This is a genomic window from Bacillus sp. TH19 (genome assembly GCF_016651075.1).
In the GTDB taxonomy this organism is placed as follows: Bacteria; Bacillota; Bacilli; order Bacillales; family Bacillaceae_G; genus Bacillus_A; species Bacillus_A mycoides.
This window is the reverse complement of record NZ_JAEKEO010000010.1, coordinates 426,133-440,320: the sequence shown is the minus strand read 5'-3', so window position 1 is coordinate 440,320 and position 14,188 is coordinate 426,133. Positions and strand designations below refer to the sequence as shown.

Annotated in this window: 8 protein-coding genes, 19 tRNA genes, 3 rRNA genes and 2 riboswitches; of the genes, 2 read left to right on the top strand and 28 right to left on the bottom strand. The window is 42.4% G+C overall.

Annotation, left to right across the window (positions count from 1 at the left end):
• Positions 1–10: 10 nt before the first annotated feature.
• Genes JFU54_RS19945 through tenA form a run of 4 tightly spaced genes read right to left on the bottom strand, consistent with a single transcriptional unit; the run spans position 11 to position 3,174 of the window.
• Complete coding sequence (locus JFU54_RS19945; RefSeq protein ID WP_201065998.1) at positions 11–1,012, bottom strand: ABC transporter substrate-binding protein; 1,002 nt, start codon at positions 1,010–1,012, stop codon at positions 11–13.
• Complete coding sequence (locus JFU54_RS19940) at positions 1,009–1,761, bottom strand: ABC transporter permease (RefSeq protein WP_002029858.1); 753 nt, start codon at positions 1,759–1,761, stop codon at positions 1,009–1,011. The genes JFU54_RS19945 and JFU54_RS19940 overlap by 4 nt, the downstream gene beginning before the upstream one ends.
• Entirely contained in the window at positions 1,761–2,510 is a 750-nt protein-coding gene (locus tag JFU54_RS19935; RefSeq protein ID WP_012260337.1) for an ABC transporter ATP-binding protein, read from the bottom strand. Before JFU54_RS19935 ends, JFU54_RS19940 begins: the two co-directional genes overlap by 1 nt.
• The gene (tenA, locus tag JFU54_RS19930) at positions 2,479–3,174 is read right to left on the bottom strand and encodes a thiaminase II (RefSeq protein WP_002140424.1); all 696 of its coding nucleotides are present in this window, start codon (positions 3,172–3,174) and stop codon (positions 2,479–2,481) included. Before tenA ends, JFU54_RS19935 begins: the two co-directional genes overlap by 32 nt.
• An 89-nt stretch (positions 3,175–3,263) precedes the next feature.
• Positions 3,264–3,367: riboswitch (TPP riboswitch) on the bottom strand.
• A 60-nt stretch (positions 3,368–3,427) separates the two neighbouring features.
• Positions 3,428–3,540: riboswitch (TPP riboswitch) on the bottom strand.
• A 259-nt stretch (positions 3,541–3,799) separates the two neighbouring features.
• Here tenA and JFU54_RS19925 point away from each other — a divergent pair.
• Together JFU54_RS19925 and JFU54_RS19920 are read left to right on the top strand one after the other, a co-directional pair.
• On the top strand, positions 3,800–4,954 hold the full coding sequence (locus tag JFU54_RS19925; RefSeq protein WP_201065990.1) for an SH3 domain-containing protein: 1,155 nt from the start codon (positions 3,800–3,802) through the stop codon (positions 4,952–4,954).
• Between the two features lie 5 nt (positions 4,955–4,959).
• On the top strand, positions 4,960–5,292 hold the full coding sequence (locus JFU54_RS19920) for a hypothetical protein (RefSeq protein WP_002010638.1): 333 nt from the start codon (positions 4,960–4,962) through the stop codon (positions 5,290–5,292).
• Between the two features lie 241 nt (positions 5,293–5,533).
• Here the strand turns inward: JFU54_RS19920 and JFU54_RS19915 are convergent, their stop codons facing one another.
• The 24 genes from JFU54_RS19915 to JFU54_RS19800 form a co-directional block, all read right to left on the bottom strand.
• The gene (locus JFU54_RS19915) at positions 5,534–6,685 is read right to left on the bottom strand and encodes a DUF3965 domain-containing protein (protein WP_088038497.1); all 1,152 of its coding nucleotides are present in this window, start codon (positions 6,683–6,685) and stop codon (positions 5,534–5,536) included.
• Between the two features lie 423 nt (positions 6,686–7,108).
• Positions 7,109–7,528: a CBS domain-containing protein gene (locus tag JFU54_RS19910; RefSeq protein WP_088038495.1), complete on the bottom strand. Its 420-nt coding sequence runs from the start codon at positions 7,526–7,528 to the stop codon at positions 7,109–7,111.
• A gap of 131 nt (positions 7,529–7,659) precedes the next feature.
• A tRNA-Glu gene (locus JFU54_RS19905) sits at positions 7,660–7,731 on the bottom strand.
• 1 nt (position 7,732) lies between these two features.
• A tRNA-Asn gene (locus JFU54_RS19900) sits at positions 7,733–7,807 on the bottom strand.
• A gap of 7 nt (positions 7,808–7,814) precedes the next feature.
• A tRNA-Ile gene (locus tag JFU54_RS19895) sits at positions 7,815–7,891 on the bottom strand.
• A 10-nt stretch (positions 7,892–7,901) separates the two neighbouring features.
• Positions 7,902–7,972, bottom strand: a tRNA-Trp gene (locus tag JFU54_RS19890).
• Positions 7,973–7,975: 3 nt separating this feature from the next.
• Positions 7,976–8,051: transfer RNA gene (locus tag JFU54_RS19885), tRNA-Thr, on the bottom strand.
• Between the two features lie 19 nt (positions 8,052–8,070).
• Positions 8,071–8,146, bottom strand: a tRNA-Phe gene (locus JFU54_RS19880).
• A gap of 9 nt (positions 8,147–8,155) precedes the next feature.
• Positions 8,156–8,231, bottom strand: a tRNA-Asp gene (locus tag JFU54_RS19875).
• Positions 8,232–8,233: 2 nt separating this feature from the next.
• Positions 8,234–8,310 (bottom strand) — tRNA-Met (locus JFU54_RS19870).
• Positions 8,311–8,334: 24 nt separating this feature from the next.
• Positions 8,335–8,427: transfer RNA gene (locus JFU54_RS19865), tRNA-Ser, on the bottom strand.
• A gap of 18 nt (positions 8,428–8,445) precedes the next feature.
• Positions 8,446–8,518: transfer RNA gene (locus JFU54_RS19860), tRNA-Ala, on the bottom strand.
• A 15-nt stretch (positions 8,519–8,533) separates the two neighbouring features.
• Positions 8,534–8,607, bottom strand: a tRNA-Pro gene (locus tag JFU54_RS19855).
• A gap of 10 nt (positions 8,608–8,617) precedes the next feature.
• A tRNA-Arg gene (locus tag JFU54_RS19850) sits at positions 8,618–8,691 on the bottom strand.
• Between the two features lie 3 nt (positions 8,692–8,694).
• Positions 8,695–8,783: transfer RNA gene (locus JFU54_RS19845), tRNA-Leu, on the bottom strand.
• A 16-nt stretch (positions 8,784–8,799) separates the two neighbouring features.
• Positions 8,800–8,874: transfer RNA gene (locus tag JFU54_RS19840), tRNA-Gly, on the bottom strand.
• A gap of 29 nt (positions 8,875–8,903) precedes the next feature.
• A tRNA-Leu gene (locus tag JFU54_RS19835) sits at positions 8,904–8,984 on the bottom strand.
• Between the two features lie 16 nt (positions 8,985–9,000).
• Positions 9,001–9,076: transfer RNA gene (locus tag JFU54_RS19830), tRNA-Lys, on the bottom strand.
• Positions 9,077–9,080: 4 nt separating this feature from the next.
• Positions 9,081–9,155 (bottom strand) — tRNA-Gln (locus tag JFU54_RS19825).
• 12 nt (positions 9,156–9,167) lie between these two features.
• Positions 9,168–9,251 (bottom strand) — tRNA-Tyr (locus tag JFU54_RS19820).
• An 8-nt stretch (positions 9,252–9,259) separates the two neighbouring features.
• Positions 9,260–9,335 (bottom strand) — tRNA-Val (locus JFU54_RS19815).
• A gap of 5 nt (positions 9,336–9,340) precedes the next feature.
• A 5S ribosomal RNA gene (rrf, locus tag JFU54_RS19810) occupies positions 9,341–9,456 on the bottom strand.
• 100 nt (positions 9,457–9,556) lie between these two features.
• A 23S ribosomal RNA gene (locus JFU54_RS19805) occupies positions 9,557–12,479 on the bottom strand.
• 146 nt (positions 12,480–12,625) lie between these two features.
• Positions 12,626–14,177 (bottom strand): 16S ribosomal RNA (locus JFU54_RS19800).
• The 16S, 23S and 5S rRNA genes sit together here with 19 tRNA genes alongside, the layout of an rRNA operon.
• Between the last annotated feature and the right edge of the window lie 11 nt (positions 14,178–14,188).

Genomic DNA, 14,188 nt, shown 5'->3' with positions numbered 1-14,188 from the left:
ATTCATTCGCCTACTTTAAAATATTTTCAAATAATTCATCGGCTGGAACGATTTCTTTCGTCATTCCTTTGTCTTTCAACCATTTATTTTGTTTCTCCCATGACTCTTTTGAATCCGATAAGAATGGCTCATCTTTCGTTTCCATCTTCTCTAATAAAATTTTCATACTTTCTTTTTCAACTTCTGGTACAAGTGGGAAGTTTTCTTTTTCTTGATGATCTAATAAAATATTTAATGCTTCATCGGGGTTTTTCTTCATAAAGTCATACCCTTTTTGTGCCCCACGTAAAAAGGCTTGCAATGCTTCTTTATCTTTTTTCAACGTTTTATCACCCGTTACAAACACAAGCTCATGATAGTTTGGTACACCATAATCTGCTGGATTAAAGTATGCTGGTTCATGACCTTCATGACGCATAACAGGTACTTCATGGTTAATGTATGCCCCTGTTACCGCATCCACTTTTTTCGTAATTAATGCTGGTACTAAATCAAAGCCAACATCGACTACTTTCACTGTATCTGGATTACCACCAGCTTCTTTTACCATCGTTTTTAAATACATCTCACTTAAAGGTGTTCCAGAATATCCAACTGTTTTCCCCTCTAAATCTTTTGGCGATTGAATGCCTGCTGACTTCAGTGATACAACATGATTTAACGGTGAACGTACGACAGCTCCAATTGATTTCACTGGAATTTGTTCATTTGCTTTTGCCATGACAACATCTGGTTGATAATACAAACCAACTGTCACTTTCCCTGCTGCCGCTAGCGTTAATGGATCAGTCGGATTAGAAGGGAATTTAATATTCACCTTGACTCCTTCTTCTTTAAAGTATCCTTTTTCAATTGCCGTATAAATAAAGCTATGTACCGCATTCGGGTACCAATCAAGCATTACTGTTATTTGTTTTTCTGATTTATTCTTATCTGATGCCGAGTTACTCGAACATCCTGCAATCATTGCAACTAATAATGTAAACACAAAGATGCGTTTTAATAATTTCATGAATGTTTCCTCCAACTAATAAATTTCTTTTCTAATATCGAAACAAGTATGACGAAGAAAATAGCTAATAATGATAACAATACAATTGGTGCAAATACACCAGCTCCGTCTAACTGCGTCATCATTCTTTTACTGAAATATCCAAGCCCAGCTTGTGCACCGAGCCATTCACCAATTGCTGCCCCAATAACGCTAAGTGGTATCGCAATTTTTAACGCTGAAAAAAAATAAGGAAGAGCAGATGGCAACTTTAGCTTTAGAAAAACATCTTTTTTCGTTGCACCATATGTAACTAATAGCTCCTCCCATTCTTTTTTCGTACTGCGCAGTCCATCATACGTATTGACCGCAATTGGGAAAAACGTAATTAAAACGGTAACAACAACCTTACTCCAGATGGTATATCCAAACCATAAAACGAAGAGCGGTGCAAGCGCAGTGATCGGGATTGTTTGTGAAGCAACTAATAACGGATAAAATGCTCTTTCCATCCACGTACTCGCATTCATTAACATTGCTAGCCCTACGCCCAGTACGATAGAAATAACAACGCCTATTAAAACGACGTATAACGTTGCAGGTAAATGAACCGTAAATAATATATCTTTCAGCGCCCATATCTTCATTACAATTGCAGAAGGTGATGGCAAAATGTACATCTCATCTACAATTCTTGCTCCTACTTCCCACAGAGCAAGTAAAATTCCACTTAATATAAGGGCAGGTAATAACTCCTTCAAGCGATTCATCATACGAGTACCTGCCTTTGTAACATACTAAGGAGCTCTTCTTTAAGCGCTAACACTTCAGGCTTATATAAATCTTTTCTTGTTCGGTTACGATCAAGCGGTACAATTCGCTCAGTTAAAGTTGCTATCGGTTGATTTTCTACAACCAAAATTCGATTAGAAAGAAACAATGCTTCTTCAACATCATGAGTGATAAATAAAATTGTTTTTTCCCACTCTTTCCATTGTTCAAACAACCATTCTTGCAAAGATGCCTTCGTTAAAGCGTCCAATGCGCTAAACGGTTCATCTAACAATAATATCTCCCCTCCTGTTAATAAAGTTCGGATAAAAGATACGCGTTGCCTCATACCACCAGATAAATCTTTCGGATATTTTTTCTCGTACCCTTGTAAACCAAATTTATGTAACAGTTCTTTCGCTTTTACTTGCGCTTCTTTCTTCTGCACACCTTGGCACTCTAGCGGCAGGGCCGCATTCTCAATAATCGTCCTCCACGGCAAGAGCATATCTTTTTGGGGCATATACCCTACAGGATGACTCTTTGTTTTTGTCAGCTCTATCTGTCCAGTACTTGCCTCTTCTAAGCCTGTAATAAGGCGAAATAAAGTACTTTTCCCGCATCCACTCGGCCCGATAATACTTACAAACTCTTTATCTTGTATAGAAGCATTTAATTCATTGATGATTGGTTTCTCATCATAATGAAAGGTAACATTATGAAACTGTAGTATGTTCTTGCTCCTCAAAACCCCACATCTCCTTACGATAAGCCATATCCCAGAATAAATATTCAAATCGGCTGGAATATAAGAAAATCTCCTCTAATCGGTCTAGCTCTTTCTCTGACTTTCCAACTGCCATTTCATTTAATAAATCTATTAACCAAATACAAAGGTTACCGTATTCTTCAGAACTATATCCTTGAATCCACTCTCCAAAGAACTCATGATCTCTTGCTCCAGGAATATCATTTAAACGCTTTCCGATCTCCCAATAGCTCCACATACATGGAAGTAAAGCTGATATTAATTCTGCAAGTGTGCCATTTTGAGATACAGACATCATGTAATTTGTATAGGCTAAATTTTTAGCAGATGGTTTCGCAGATTCTATCTCCTCTACAGTAATGCCAAGTTTGTTTGCATACTGTTTATGGATCGTCATTTCTCCATTTAAAATCCCATCAATTTGCTCTGCAAATTTTGCCATAACTTGTGGATTCGTTGCCTTTACAACCCCAATTGCATATAGCTTTGCATAATCTAACAAATATAAATAATCTTGAATAATATAGTACTGGAATTTGTCTTTTTCCAACGTACCATCCCCCATACCTACTACAAACGGATGATTATGACTTTTCTCCCAAACAGGCTGCACCGTATCAAATAATCTTTCACAAAATTTCATTAATAATTCCCCTTCCTATATATCTATTTATCTCAATAAAAAAACCACTTCTGTATATAAGAAGTGGTTACAGCAAATAAAATTATAATTTATTCGTTGTTCCACTTCCCTTCGCTAGTATTATCTAGATCAGGTGTTGTAAGGGTTAAGGATTATTCCTCTCTCAGCACGAAAAGCACCCCTAGTGGTGTTAATATGAAATTTTCAAATAAAAAAGCCCCGTTTCTATACGCAAAGAAACGGGGACTCATTGTTAATGTCCGAATTGCTTCCCTACGCTAGCATAATCTAGATCAGGTAATAAAAAGGATCAAAGGCTTATGGCCCTACTCTCAGCTGGCAACACCAGCCCTCCTAGCAAACTATAAAATTATCACTGTCAGTATAACATCGCCATAAGACATCATCAACTGTTTTAATTTTCTTAATTGCGAATTAAATCTTAACGTGTTAAACAAATATAAATGCGACCTCACAAATGATATATACAATATTTATATACGAATCTCTCTTCTGACATTATTTTTATTGATTTCATATTACATTTATGTGAATACGACCAATATATTATATCTTTATACTATAATAAAATTACAACTATACAACTAGAGGAGGTCTTTATTACATGAATATGAAAGCCACAGCTTTAACAGCAACTACTATCGCAATTGCTTCTTTACTTCCTTCTATGGGAGAATCCGATATACAAACAGCGGCTGCTAAGCAACCATCTACAGTAAAAACTGGATATGTAAAAATTGACAACGTTGCACTACATCAAAATAGCCATACAGACAGTGCAATAATTGATACCATTCGATTTAATAGCCCGGTTACTATTCTTGAAACAGTTCAAGATTGGTATAAAGTATCTGTTAACAACAAAACAGGCTATATGAAAAAAGATGCAATTCTATTCAAAAAAAATGTTCAACCAAAGTCTCAATATATCGTAAATGCAAACGCATTAAACGTTCGTTCTGAACCTAATACAGAGTCTTCTATTCTAGATATATTACCAAATGGTCAATTCATTACCATTCAAGGTGAACAAGGAGATTGGTACAAAATATTACATAACGGTCAAATTGGTTACGTACAAAAAACATTTGTATCTAATGGATCCACACCTCTAGTAAAAGGTGTAACAGTACAAGGTTCTCCTTCGTATACTGTTGCAACACCAAAATTAAATGTACGTAGCAATGCTAGCACAAGTGGCACTCTACTTGGCTCATTACAAAATGGTACACAAGTACAAGTAGTAGAAACGGTAGGTACTTGGTATAAAATTCGTTTTGGCACCGGATACGGATATGTAGCAAAACACTATGTAGTGCAAAATCAAGCACACGCTAAAACAGCTCCACCTGCATCAATTCCAGCAGTTTTCAAATTCCCTACTCAAGGGAAAATCAGCTCCACTTTTGATATGCGCTGGGAGCAAATGCATTATGGTATAGATATAGCAGCACAAGGAAATGTCTCTATTCAAGCTGCTGCTGCAGGTAAGGTTGTGAAATCTTATTATTCGGCTAGCTACGGCAATGTCGTGTTCATCGCCCATCAAATAAATGGGAAATTATATACAACAGTTTATGCTCATATGAAGGATCGCACTGTACAAGCTGGTGATCAAGTACAAACTGGACAATTAGTAGGTCATATGGGAAACACAGGTCATTCATACGGGCAACATCTCCATTTTGAATTACATAATGGGGAATGGAATTTTGAAAAAACAAATGCAGTAAACCCACTGCCATATTTAGTTAGGTAAATTATATGCCACGCAATATACCTCTCTTTATTGAATACCTGGCCTTTTTAGGTTTAATCTGTTGTTTAATCATTTATAATACGAACACTGTATTTTTATCTATTATTATTGCTTTTGTTGCTTTAGAAATCATTATGGAAGCATTACAAATGCGGCTAAAACAAAAAATTGCCCATATTTATAATGTGATTTTTCTTTTAAGTGCTCTTATAACAAATATAATTAGTAATGGTTTTTATTTATCTACCGTACTTCCTGTATTCTTTATAGGTGTTTTATTATTCATAGCTAGATACGTTCATGTTCCTAATAACCAAAAACATGAACAAGAAGCTTAGAAAGAGGAGACACTGTGTACCAATCTTTCAAAGATAATCCAATGAAATATATATTGAATTTATATGAAAAAATGAATACTTTTTTTGGTATACAAGGAAGTTATACTGCACAATTTCTCCTTTATGGAATGTTATTTCTTATCTTAGTTACTTTCTCCTTGCTTTACTAACAAAAAAAGGATCTCACATAAACTTGAGATCCTTTTTAATTTATATTAATTTTTAATATGTAAAATATGGTTTATCCACAAGCATATTTTTCATAAATGAAACTAAGATTATATTTTTTCTCTAAGCTCATTCTTTGTTCATCGTCGCACCAATAGAAAAGAATATCATGAATCGTTGCATAACGCTTATTTTTAAGAAATAGTTTAAAGAATGATGGTAAACAATCATGTAATTGTATAAATATATAATTGCGTAGTATTTCTTCTTTGTATTCAATTCCCTTACAAATATACAGTAATTCTTCACAATAATATGCATGCTGTGGAACTTGGATCATTTCGAAAAATGGTACATATGATAGTAGCTTTCCAATAAAATGACCATACCGATCCATTACCCCTATCGTCATATGCTCCATCATTTCTTTCATCACATATAAATAATCATCTACATGAGTTGTCTTTAAAGGGTCTAATCGATCGGAAATTTGTGAAAGTACAGCTCTTTGACAAGCTAAAACTGCTTGACTAGGCCCATAATATGATAGGAAGTCTGTACACTTACGATACTTTCGTAATAAGTCATGTGTATATAAATCATATACAAAAGTATTACAATACATTGCCAGACTCATCATATCACTATTTAATTGCTCTTTTGACAGTAGCTTAGCTCGCTTACACATATAAAAGAATGTAAATTCCAATACTTCTTTATGAGATAATAGATGTTTGCAATCTGTTATACATTTCTCATTAAATTTAACTCGATCCCAAATTTCTACATCCTCAGCTGTTAATTCACCAATACGATATTTAATAATTAAATAGTTTAAAGCAACTGCTTTCGTCAAAAGATCCCATGTTTCATACTCCAATGAAGTTCGGACAAATTCATCTAGCCCTTGGGTTATCATAAAAGCATTTGCCTCTTCATACCAACCAATCTCTTGACATAAACGAAGAATACGTACTAGAGTTGGAATTTCATCTTTATGAAACTGCGGTAAATTCTTTACTTTATTCATGCCATATACGATAAATGGCGCTAAATTTCCTTCTTTATAAAATTCTTTTTCTTTCCATACTAATATAGTTCGCTCTTTCCCTTCACCTTTTGGATGACAAGGTACAAGCAAAGAAAATAACTCAGCGAAATCATTTGGTTCTATATATGTATCTGTAACCAAATTCCAATTTGGATCGCCCTGTACAGCCCTCATATAATTCCCCTTCCCTTTTTATCCCGCTATTTGCGGGCAGTAAGACTCCCACCTCAAAATTCTGCGAATGCGAGGAAGTTAGGTGGGAGATAAAACTGCCCATAAAAGCCCGATTGGTTCAACTAATAATTATTGGGGGATGGACACCCCCCAATAATTAAAGTTTCACTTTATCTACGTAGGAAATATTAATTCATTATTACATCATTAACAACGAATATTGTTATATTCAAAATCTATAATAACACTTATATCTCTCAGTATATCATTTTTTCTCTTATTAAAAATTAGGAATGACAAATTTAAAAAAACTGTCAAAAATATTGACTCTATACTTATTATATAATGTCTCAGATACATCACGCTAACATATTAGTTTAATCCGTATATACTAGAATAATGTATCTGATCTTTATACATAATTTATTCCATATGCTCTGAGATTTCACTTAAAGCAAACCCTGCTTGATCATCTGCTGATTTTTTTATAGCTAAATCACCTAGTGCTAGCATCCCAACAAGTTGACCGCTCTCAACAACCGGTAACCGTCTAATTTGATATTGTGCCATTAATTCTGTAGCTTTTTCAATAGAATCGTCTGGAGAAACTGAAACAATGTTTGTTGTCATTACATTTGTAATTTGATTAGATCCAGGATGTTTTTCAGCAATCCCACGAACAACTAAGTCTCGATCAGTAACAAGCCCAACAACTTGTTTATTTTCAATAACAGGAATCAATCCAACCGATTCTTCCTTCATTTTTACAGCTGCCTCATATACATTGTCTAATGGTGTACAATGTACGATATGAGTACTCATAAGTTCTCGAACTTGCGTCATTTTTCATCTCCTCCTTTTAATACATACCATAGCTTTTCCTAAATCCCTTTATTTATTTCAGGAAAATAAGGTGATAAAAAGAGGCTTATACATAATAAAAAAGAGTCAGCAATATGCTGACTCTTTTTTTATGACCCGTACGGGATTCGAACCCGTGTTACCGCCGTGAAAGGGCGGTGTCTTAACCACTTGACCAACGGGCCATGGCTCCGCAGGTAGGACTCGAACCTACGACCGATCGGTTAACAGCCGATAGCTCTACCACTGAGCTACTGCGGAATATATATGGTGGGCCTAAATGGACTCGAACCATCGACCTCACGCTTATCAGGCGTGCGCTCTAACCAGCTGAGCTATAGGCCCATATACTTTACAGGGGCAGTAGGAATTGAACCCACACTGGAGGTTTTGGAGACCTCAGTTCTACCTTTAAACTATGCCCCTAAATGGTGCCGGCTAGAGGACTTGAACCCCCAACCTACTGATTACAAGTCAGTTGCTCTACCAATTGAGCTAAGCCGGCATAAAAAAAAACAAAAAAATGGTGGCTCGGGACGGAATCGAACCGCCGACACGAGGATTTTCAGTCCTCTGCTCTACCGACTGAGCTACCGAGCCAACATAAAATGGCGGTCCCGACCGGGGTCGAACCGGCGATCTCCTGCGTGACAGGCAGGCATGTTAACCACTACACCACGGGACCATTGGTTGCGGGGACAGGATTTGAACCTGCGACCTTCGGATTATGAGCCCGACGAGCTACCGTACTGCTCCACCCCGCGACGATATTATGTTTTAAAAATAAATGGAGGAGGTAGAGGGATTCGAACCCCCGCGCGACTCTCGCCGCCTGTCGGTTTTCAAGACCGATCCCTTCAGCCGAACTTGGGTATACCTCCGACATATAAAAAATAAAGTGGAGCCTAGCGGGATCGAACCGCTGACCTCCTGCGTGCAAGGCAGGCGCTCTCCCAGCTGAGCTAAGGCCCCATGTTTTTGGGAAAATCGGGAAGACAGGATTTGAACCTGCGACCCCCTGGTCCCAAACCAGGTGCTCTACCAAGCTGAGCCACTTCCCGTTAATAAAAGCGCGCCCGAGAGGAGTCGAACCCCTAACCTCTTGATCCGTAGTCAAACGCTCTATCCAATTGAGCTACGGGCGCATATGGTGCCGAGGGCGGGGGTCGAACCCGCACGGTGGTCACCCACCGCAGGATTTTAAGTCCTGTGCGTCTGCCTGTTCCGCCACCCCGGCATGTCATACTGAAAATTGGAGCGGAAGACGGGATTCGAACCCGCGACCCCAACCTTGGCAAGGTTGTATTCTACCACTGAACTACTTCCGCAAGACATGTTTGAGTTATTTTATTAAAAGTGCGGGTGAAGGGAGTCGAACCCCCACGCCAAAGGCGCTAGATCCTAAGTCTAGTGCGTCTGCCAATTCCGCCACACCCGCATATTTTTAAAGAAAATGGTGAGCCATGAAGGATTCGAACCTTCGACCCTCTGATTAAAAGTCAGATGCTCTACCAACTGAGCTAATGGCTCTTAATGGCTGGGCTAGCTGGATTCGAACCAGCGCATGACGGAGTCAAAGTCCGTTGCCTTACCGCTTGGCTATAGCCCAATAATTAAGAAATGGTGGAGGGGGGCAGATTCGAACTGCCGAACCCGAAGGAGCGGATTTACAGTCCGCCGCGTTTAGCCACTTCGCTACCCCTCCGACATATATGGTGGAGGATGACGGGATCGAACCGCCGACCCCCTGCTTGTAAGGCAGGTGCTCTCCCAGCTGAGCTAATCCTCCATTTTGCCTGGCAACGTCCTACTCTCGCAGGGACAAGGTCCCAACTACCATTGGCGCTAGAGAGCTTAACTTCCGTGTTCGGTATGGGAACGGGTGTGACCTCTCTGCCATCATTACCAGACTATATTCGATTGAGACAAACATTATTATACTTGATTCACTTAGAAAGTCAATAAGTTTTTTATATTCTCTCAAAACTAGATAACGTTGCTTCATATTATATGGTTAAGTCCTCGATCTATTAGTATTCGTCAGCTCCACATGTCACCATGCTTCCACCTCGAACCTATCAACCTGATCATCTTTCAGGGATCTTACTAGCTTACGCTATGGGAAATCTCATCTTGAGGGGGGCTTCATGCTTAGATGCTTTCAGCACTTATCCCTTCCGCACATAGCTACCCAGCTATGCCCTTGGCAGAACAACTGGTACACCAGCGGTGCGTCCATCCCGGTCCTCTCGTACTAAGGACAGCTCCTCTCAAATTTCCTGCGCCCACGACGGATAGGGACCGAACTGTCTCACGACGTTCTGAACCCAGCTCGCGTACCGCTTTAATGGGCGAACAGCCCAACCCTTGGGACCGACTACAGCCCCAGGATGCGATGAGCCGACATCGAGGTGCCAAACCTCCCCGTCGATGTGGACTCTTGGGGGAGATAAGCCTGTTATCCCCGGGGTAGCTTTTATCCGTTGAGCGATGGCCCTTCCATGCGGAACCACCGGATCACTAAGCCCGACTTTTCGTCCCTGCTCGACTTGTAGGTCTCGCAGTCAAGCTCCCTTATGCCTTTGCACTCTACGAATGATTTCCAACCATTCTGAGGGAACCTTTGGGCGCCTCCGTTACACTTTAGGAGGCGACCGCCCCAGTCAAACTGCCCACCTGACACTGTCTCCCGGGTCGATAAGACCCGTAGGTTAGAATTTCAATACAGTCAGGGCGGTATCCCACCAGCGCCTCCACCGAAGCTAGCGCTCCGGTTTCAATGGCTCCCGCCTATCCTGTACAAACTGTACCAAAATTCAATATCAGGCTACAGTAAAGCTCCACGGGGTCTTTCCGTCCTGTCGCGGGTAACCTGCATCTTCACAGGTACTATAATTTCACCGAGTCTCTGGTTGAGACAGTGCCCAAATCGTTACACCTTTCGTGCGGGTCGGAACTTACCCGACAAGGAATTTCGCTACCTTAGGACCGTTATAGTTACGGCCGCCGTTTACTGGGGCTTCAGTTCAGAGCTTCGCTTACGCTAACCCCTCTCCTTAACCTTCCAGCACCGGGCAGGTGTCAGCCCCTATACTTCGCCTTACGGCTTCGCAGAGACCTGTGTTTTTGCTAAACAGTCGCTTGGGCCTATTCACTGCGGCTTTCCGTTAAGAAAGCACCCCTTCTCCCGAAGTTACGGGGTCATTTTGCCGAGTTCCTTAACCAGAGTTCTCTCGCACACCTTAGGATTCTCTCCTCGCCTACCTGTGTCGGTTTGCGGTACAGGCACCTTTTATCTCGCTAGAAGCTTTTCTTGGCAGCGGGGAATCAAAGACTTCGCTCCATAAGGAGCTTCCCCATCACAGCTCAGCCTTCACGATAAGCGGATTTGCCTACTTATCAGCCTAACTGCTTGGACGTGCACAACCAATCGCACGCTTCTTCTATCCTTCTGCGTCCCTCCATTGCTCAAACGATAAAGAGGTGGTACAGGAATATCAACCTGTTGTCCATCGCCTACGCCTGTCGGCCTCGGCTTAGGTCCTGACTAACCCTGAGCGGACGAGCCTTCCTCAGGAAACCTTAGGCATTCGGTGGACGGGATTCTCACCCGTCTTTCGCTACTCATACCGGCATTCTCACTTCTAAGCGCTCCACCAGTCCTTCCGGTCTGACTTCACTGCACTTAGAACGCTCCCCTACCACTGATACCATTGGTATCAATTCGCAGCTTCGGTGGTGTATTTAGCCCCGGTACATTTTCGGCGCAGAGTCACTCGACTAGTGAGCTATTACGCACTCTTTAAATGGTGGCTGCTTCTGAGCCAACATCCTAGTTGTCTAAGCAACTCCACATCCTTTTCCACTTAATACACACTTTGGGACCTTAGCTGGCGATCTGGGCTGTTTCCCTCTTGACTACGGATCTTATCACTCGCAGTCTGACTCCTAAGGATAAGTCATTGGCATTCGGAGTTTGACTGAATTCGGTAATCCGATGAGGACCCCTAGTTCAATCAGTGCTCTACCTCCAAGACTCTTACACTTAAGGCTAGCCCTAAAGCTATTTCGGGGAGAACCAGCTATCTCCAGGTTCGATTGGAATTTCTCCGCTACCCACACCTCATCCCCGCACTTTTCAACGTGCGTGGGTTCGGGCCTCCATTCAGTGTTACCTGAACTTCACCCTGGACATGGGTAGATCACCTGGTTTCGGGTCTACGACCACGTACTAAACGCCCTATTCAGACTCGCTTTCGCTGCGGCTCCGCCTCTTCAGCTTAACCTCGCACGGGATCGTAACTCGCCGGTTCATTCTACAAAAGGCACGCCATCACCCATTAACGGGCTCTGACTATTTGTAGGCACACGGTTTCAGGATCTCTTTCACTCCCCTTCCGGGGTGCTTTTCACCTTTCCCTCACGGTACTGGTTCACTATCGATCACTAGGGAGTATTTAGCCTTGGGAGATGGTCCTCCCAGATTCCGACGGAATTTCACGTGTTCCGCCGTACTCAGGATACATTCAAGAGAGAACGAAGTTTCGACTACGGGGTTATTACCCTCTGTGACGGACCTTTCCAGGTCGCTTCGTCTACCTCGTTCCTTTGTAACTCCGTATAGAATGTCCTACAACCCCAAGAGGCAAGCCTCTTGGTTTGGGCTAGATTCCGTTTCGCTCGCCGCTACTCAGGAAATCGCATTTGCTTTCTCTTCCTCCAGGTACTTAGATGTTTCAGTTCCCTGGGTCTGTCTTCCATACCCTATGTATTCAGGTAAGGATACCATACCATTACGTATAGTGGGTTTCCCCATTCGGAAATCTTCGGATCAAAGCTTACTTACAGCTCCCCGAAGCATATCGGCGTTAGTCCCGTCCTTCATCGACTCCTAGTGTCAAGGCATCCACCGTGCGCCCTTTCTAACTTAACCAAACTAAAATTAAAAAAATATGAGCTACACTGTTATCTAGTTTTCAAAGAACATACATTTAAACTTGAGAGATAGTTCTCTCAAAACTGAACGAAACAAAACAAGTCAACGTTTATTGATGAACTGCGTTCATCAATTCTCCATAGAAAGGAGGTGATCCAGCCGCACCTTCCGATACGGCTACCTTGTTACGACTTCACCCCAATCATCTGTCCCACCTTAGGCGGCTGGCTCCATAAAGGTTACCCCACCGACTTCGGGTGTTACAAACTCTCGTGGTGTGACGGGCGGTGTGTACAAGGCCCGGGAACGTATTCACCGCGGCATGCTGATCCGCGATTACTAGCGATTCCAGCTTCATGTAGGCGAGTTGCAGCCTACAATCCGAACTGAGAACGGTTTTATGAGATTAGCTCCACCTCGCGGTCTTGCAGCTCTTTGTACCGTCCATTGTAGCACGTGTGTAGCCCAGGTCATAAGGGGCATGATGATTTGACGTCATCCCCACCTTCCTCCGGTTTGTCACCGGCAGTCACCTTAGAGTGCCCAACTTAATGATGGCAACTAAGATCAAGGGTTGCGCTCGTTGCGGGACTTAACCCAACATCTCACGACACGAGCTGACGACAACCATGCACCACCTGTCACTCTGCTCCCGAAGGAGAAGCTCTATCTCTAGAGTTTTCAGAGGATGTCAAGACCTGGTAAGGTTCTTCGCGTTGCTTCGAATTAAACCACATGCTCCACCGCTTGTGCGGGCCCCCGTCAATTCCTTTGAGTTTCAGCCTTGCGGCCGTACTCCCCAGGCGGAGTGCTTAATGCGTTAACTTCAGCACTAAAGGGCGGAAACCCTCTAACACTTAGCACTCATCGTTTACGGCGTGGACTACCAGGGTATCTAATCCTGTTTGCTCCCCACGCTTTCGCGCCTCAGTGTCAGTTACAGACCAGAAAGTCGCCTTCGCCACTGGTGTTCCTCCATATCTCTACGCATTTCACCGCTACACATGGAATTCCACTTTCCTCTTCTGCACTCAAGTCTCCCAGTTTCCAATGACCCTCCACGGTTGAGCCGTGGGCTTTCACATCAGACTTAAGAAACCACCTGCGCGCGCTTTACGCCCAATAATTCCGGATAACGCTTGCCACCTACGTATTACCGCGGCTGCTGGCACGTAGTTAGCCGTGGCTTTCTGGTTAGGTACCGTCAAGGTGCCAGCTTATTCAACTAGCACTTGTTCTTCCCTAACAACAGAGTTTTACGACCCGAAAGCCTTCATCACTCACGCGGCGTTGCTCCGTCAGACTTTCGTCCATTGCGGAAGATTCCCTACTGCTGCCTCCCGTAGGAGTCTGGGCCGTGTCTCAGTCCCAGTGTGGCCGATCACCCTCTCAGGTCGGCTACGCATCGTCGCCTTGGTGAGCCGTTACCTCACCAACTAGCTAATGCGACGCGGGTCCATCCATAAGTGACAGCCGAAGCCGCCTTTCAATTTCGAACTATGCAGTTCAAAATATTATCCGGTATTAGCCCCGGTTTCCCGGAGTTATCCCAGTCTTATGGGTAGGTTACCCACGTGTTACTCACCCGTCCGCCGCTAACTTCATAAGAGCAAGCTCTTAATCCATTCGCTCGACTTGCATGTATTAGGCACGCCGCCAGCGTTCATCCTGAGCCAGGATCAAACTCTCCAATAAAGTTAGTTTGT

Excerpts from the sequence above, each read along its gene's own strand:
- tenA (WP_002140424.1), bottom strand. The coding sequence starts at position 3,174 with ATGAAATTTTGTGAAAGATTATTTGATACGGTGCAGCCTGTTTGGGAG.
- JFU54_RS19940 (WP_002029858.1), bottom strand. The coding sequence starts at position 1,761 with ATGAATCGCTTGAAGGAGTTATTACCTGCCCTTATATTAAGTGGAATT.
- JFU54_RS19910 (WP_088038495.1), bottom strand. The coding sequence starts at position 7,528 with ATGACGCAAGTTCGAGAACTTATGAGTACTCATATCGTACATTGTACA.
- JFU54_RS19915 (WP_088038497.1), bottom strand. The coding sequence starts at position 6,685 with ATGAGGGCTGTACAGGGCGATCCAAATTGGAATTTGGTTACAGATACA.
- JFU54_RS19945 (WP_201065998.1), bottom strand. The coding sequence starts at position 1,012 with ATGAAATTATTAAAACGCATCTTTGTGTTTACATTATTAGTTGCAATG.
- JFU54_RS19925 (WP_201065990.1), top strand. The coding sequence starts at position 3,800 with ATGAATATGAAAGCCACAGCTTTAACAGCAACTACTATCGCAATTGCT.
- JFU54_RS19920 (WP_002010638.1), top strand. The coding sequence starts at position 4,960 with ATGCCACGCAATATACCTCTCTTTATTGAATACCTGGCCTTTTTAGGT.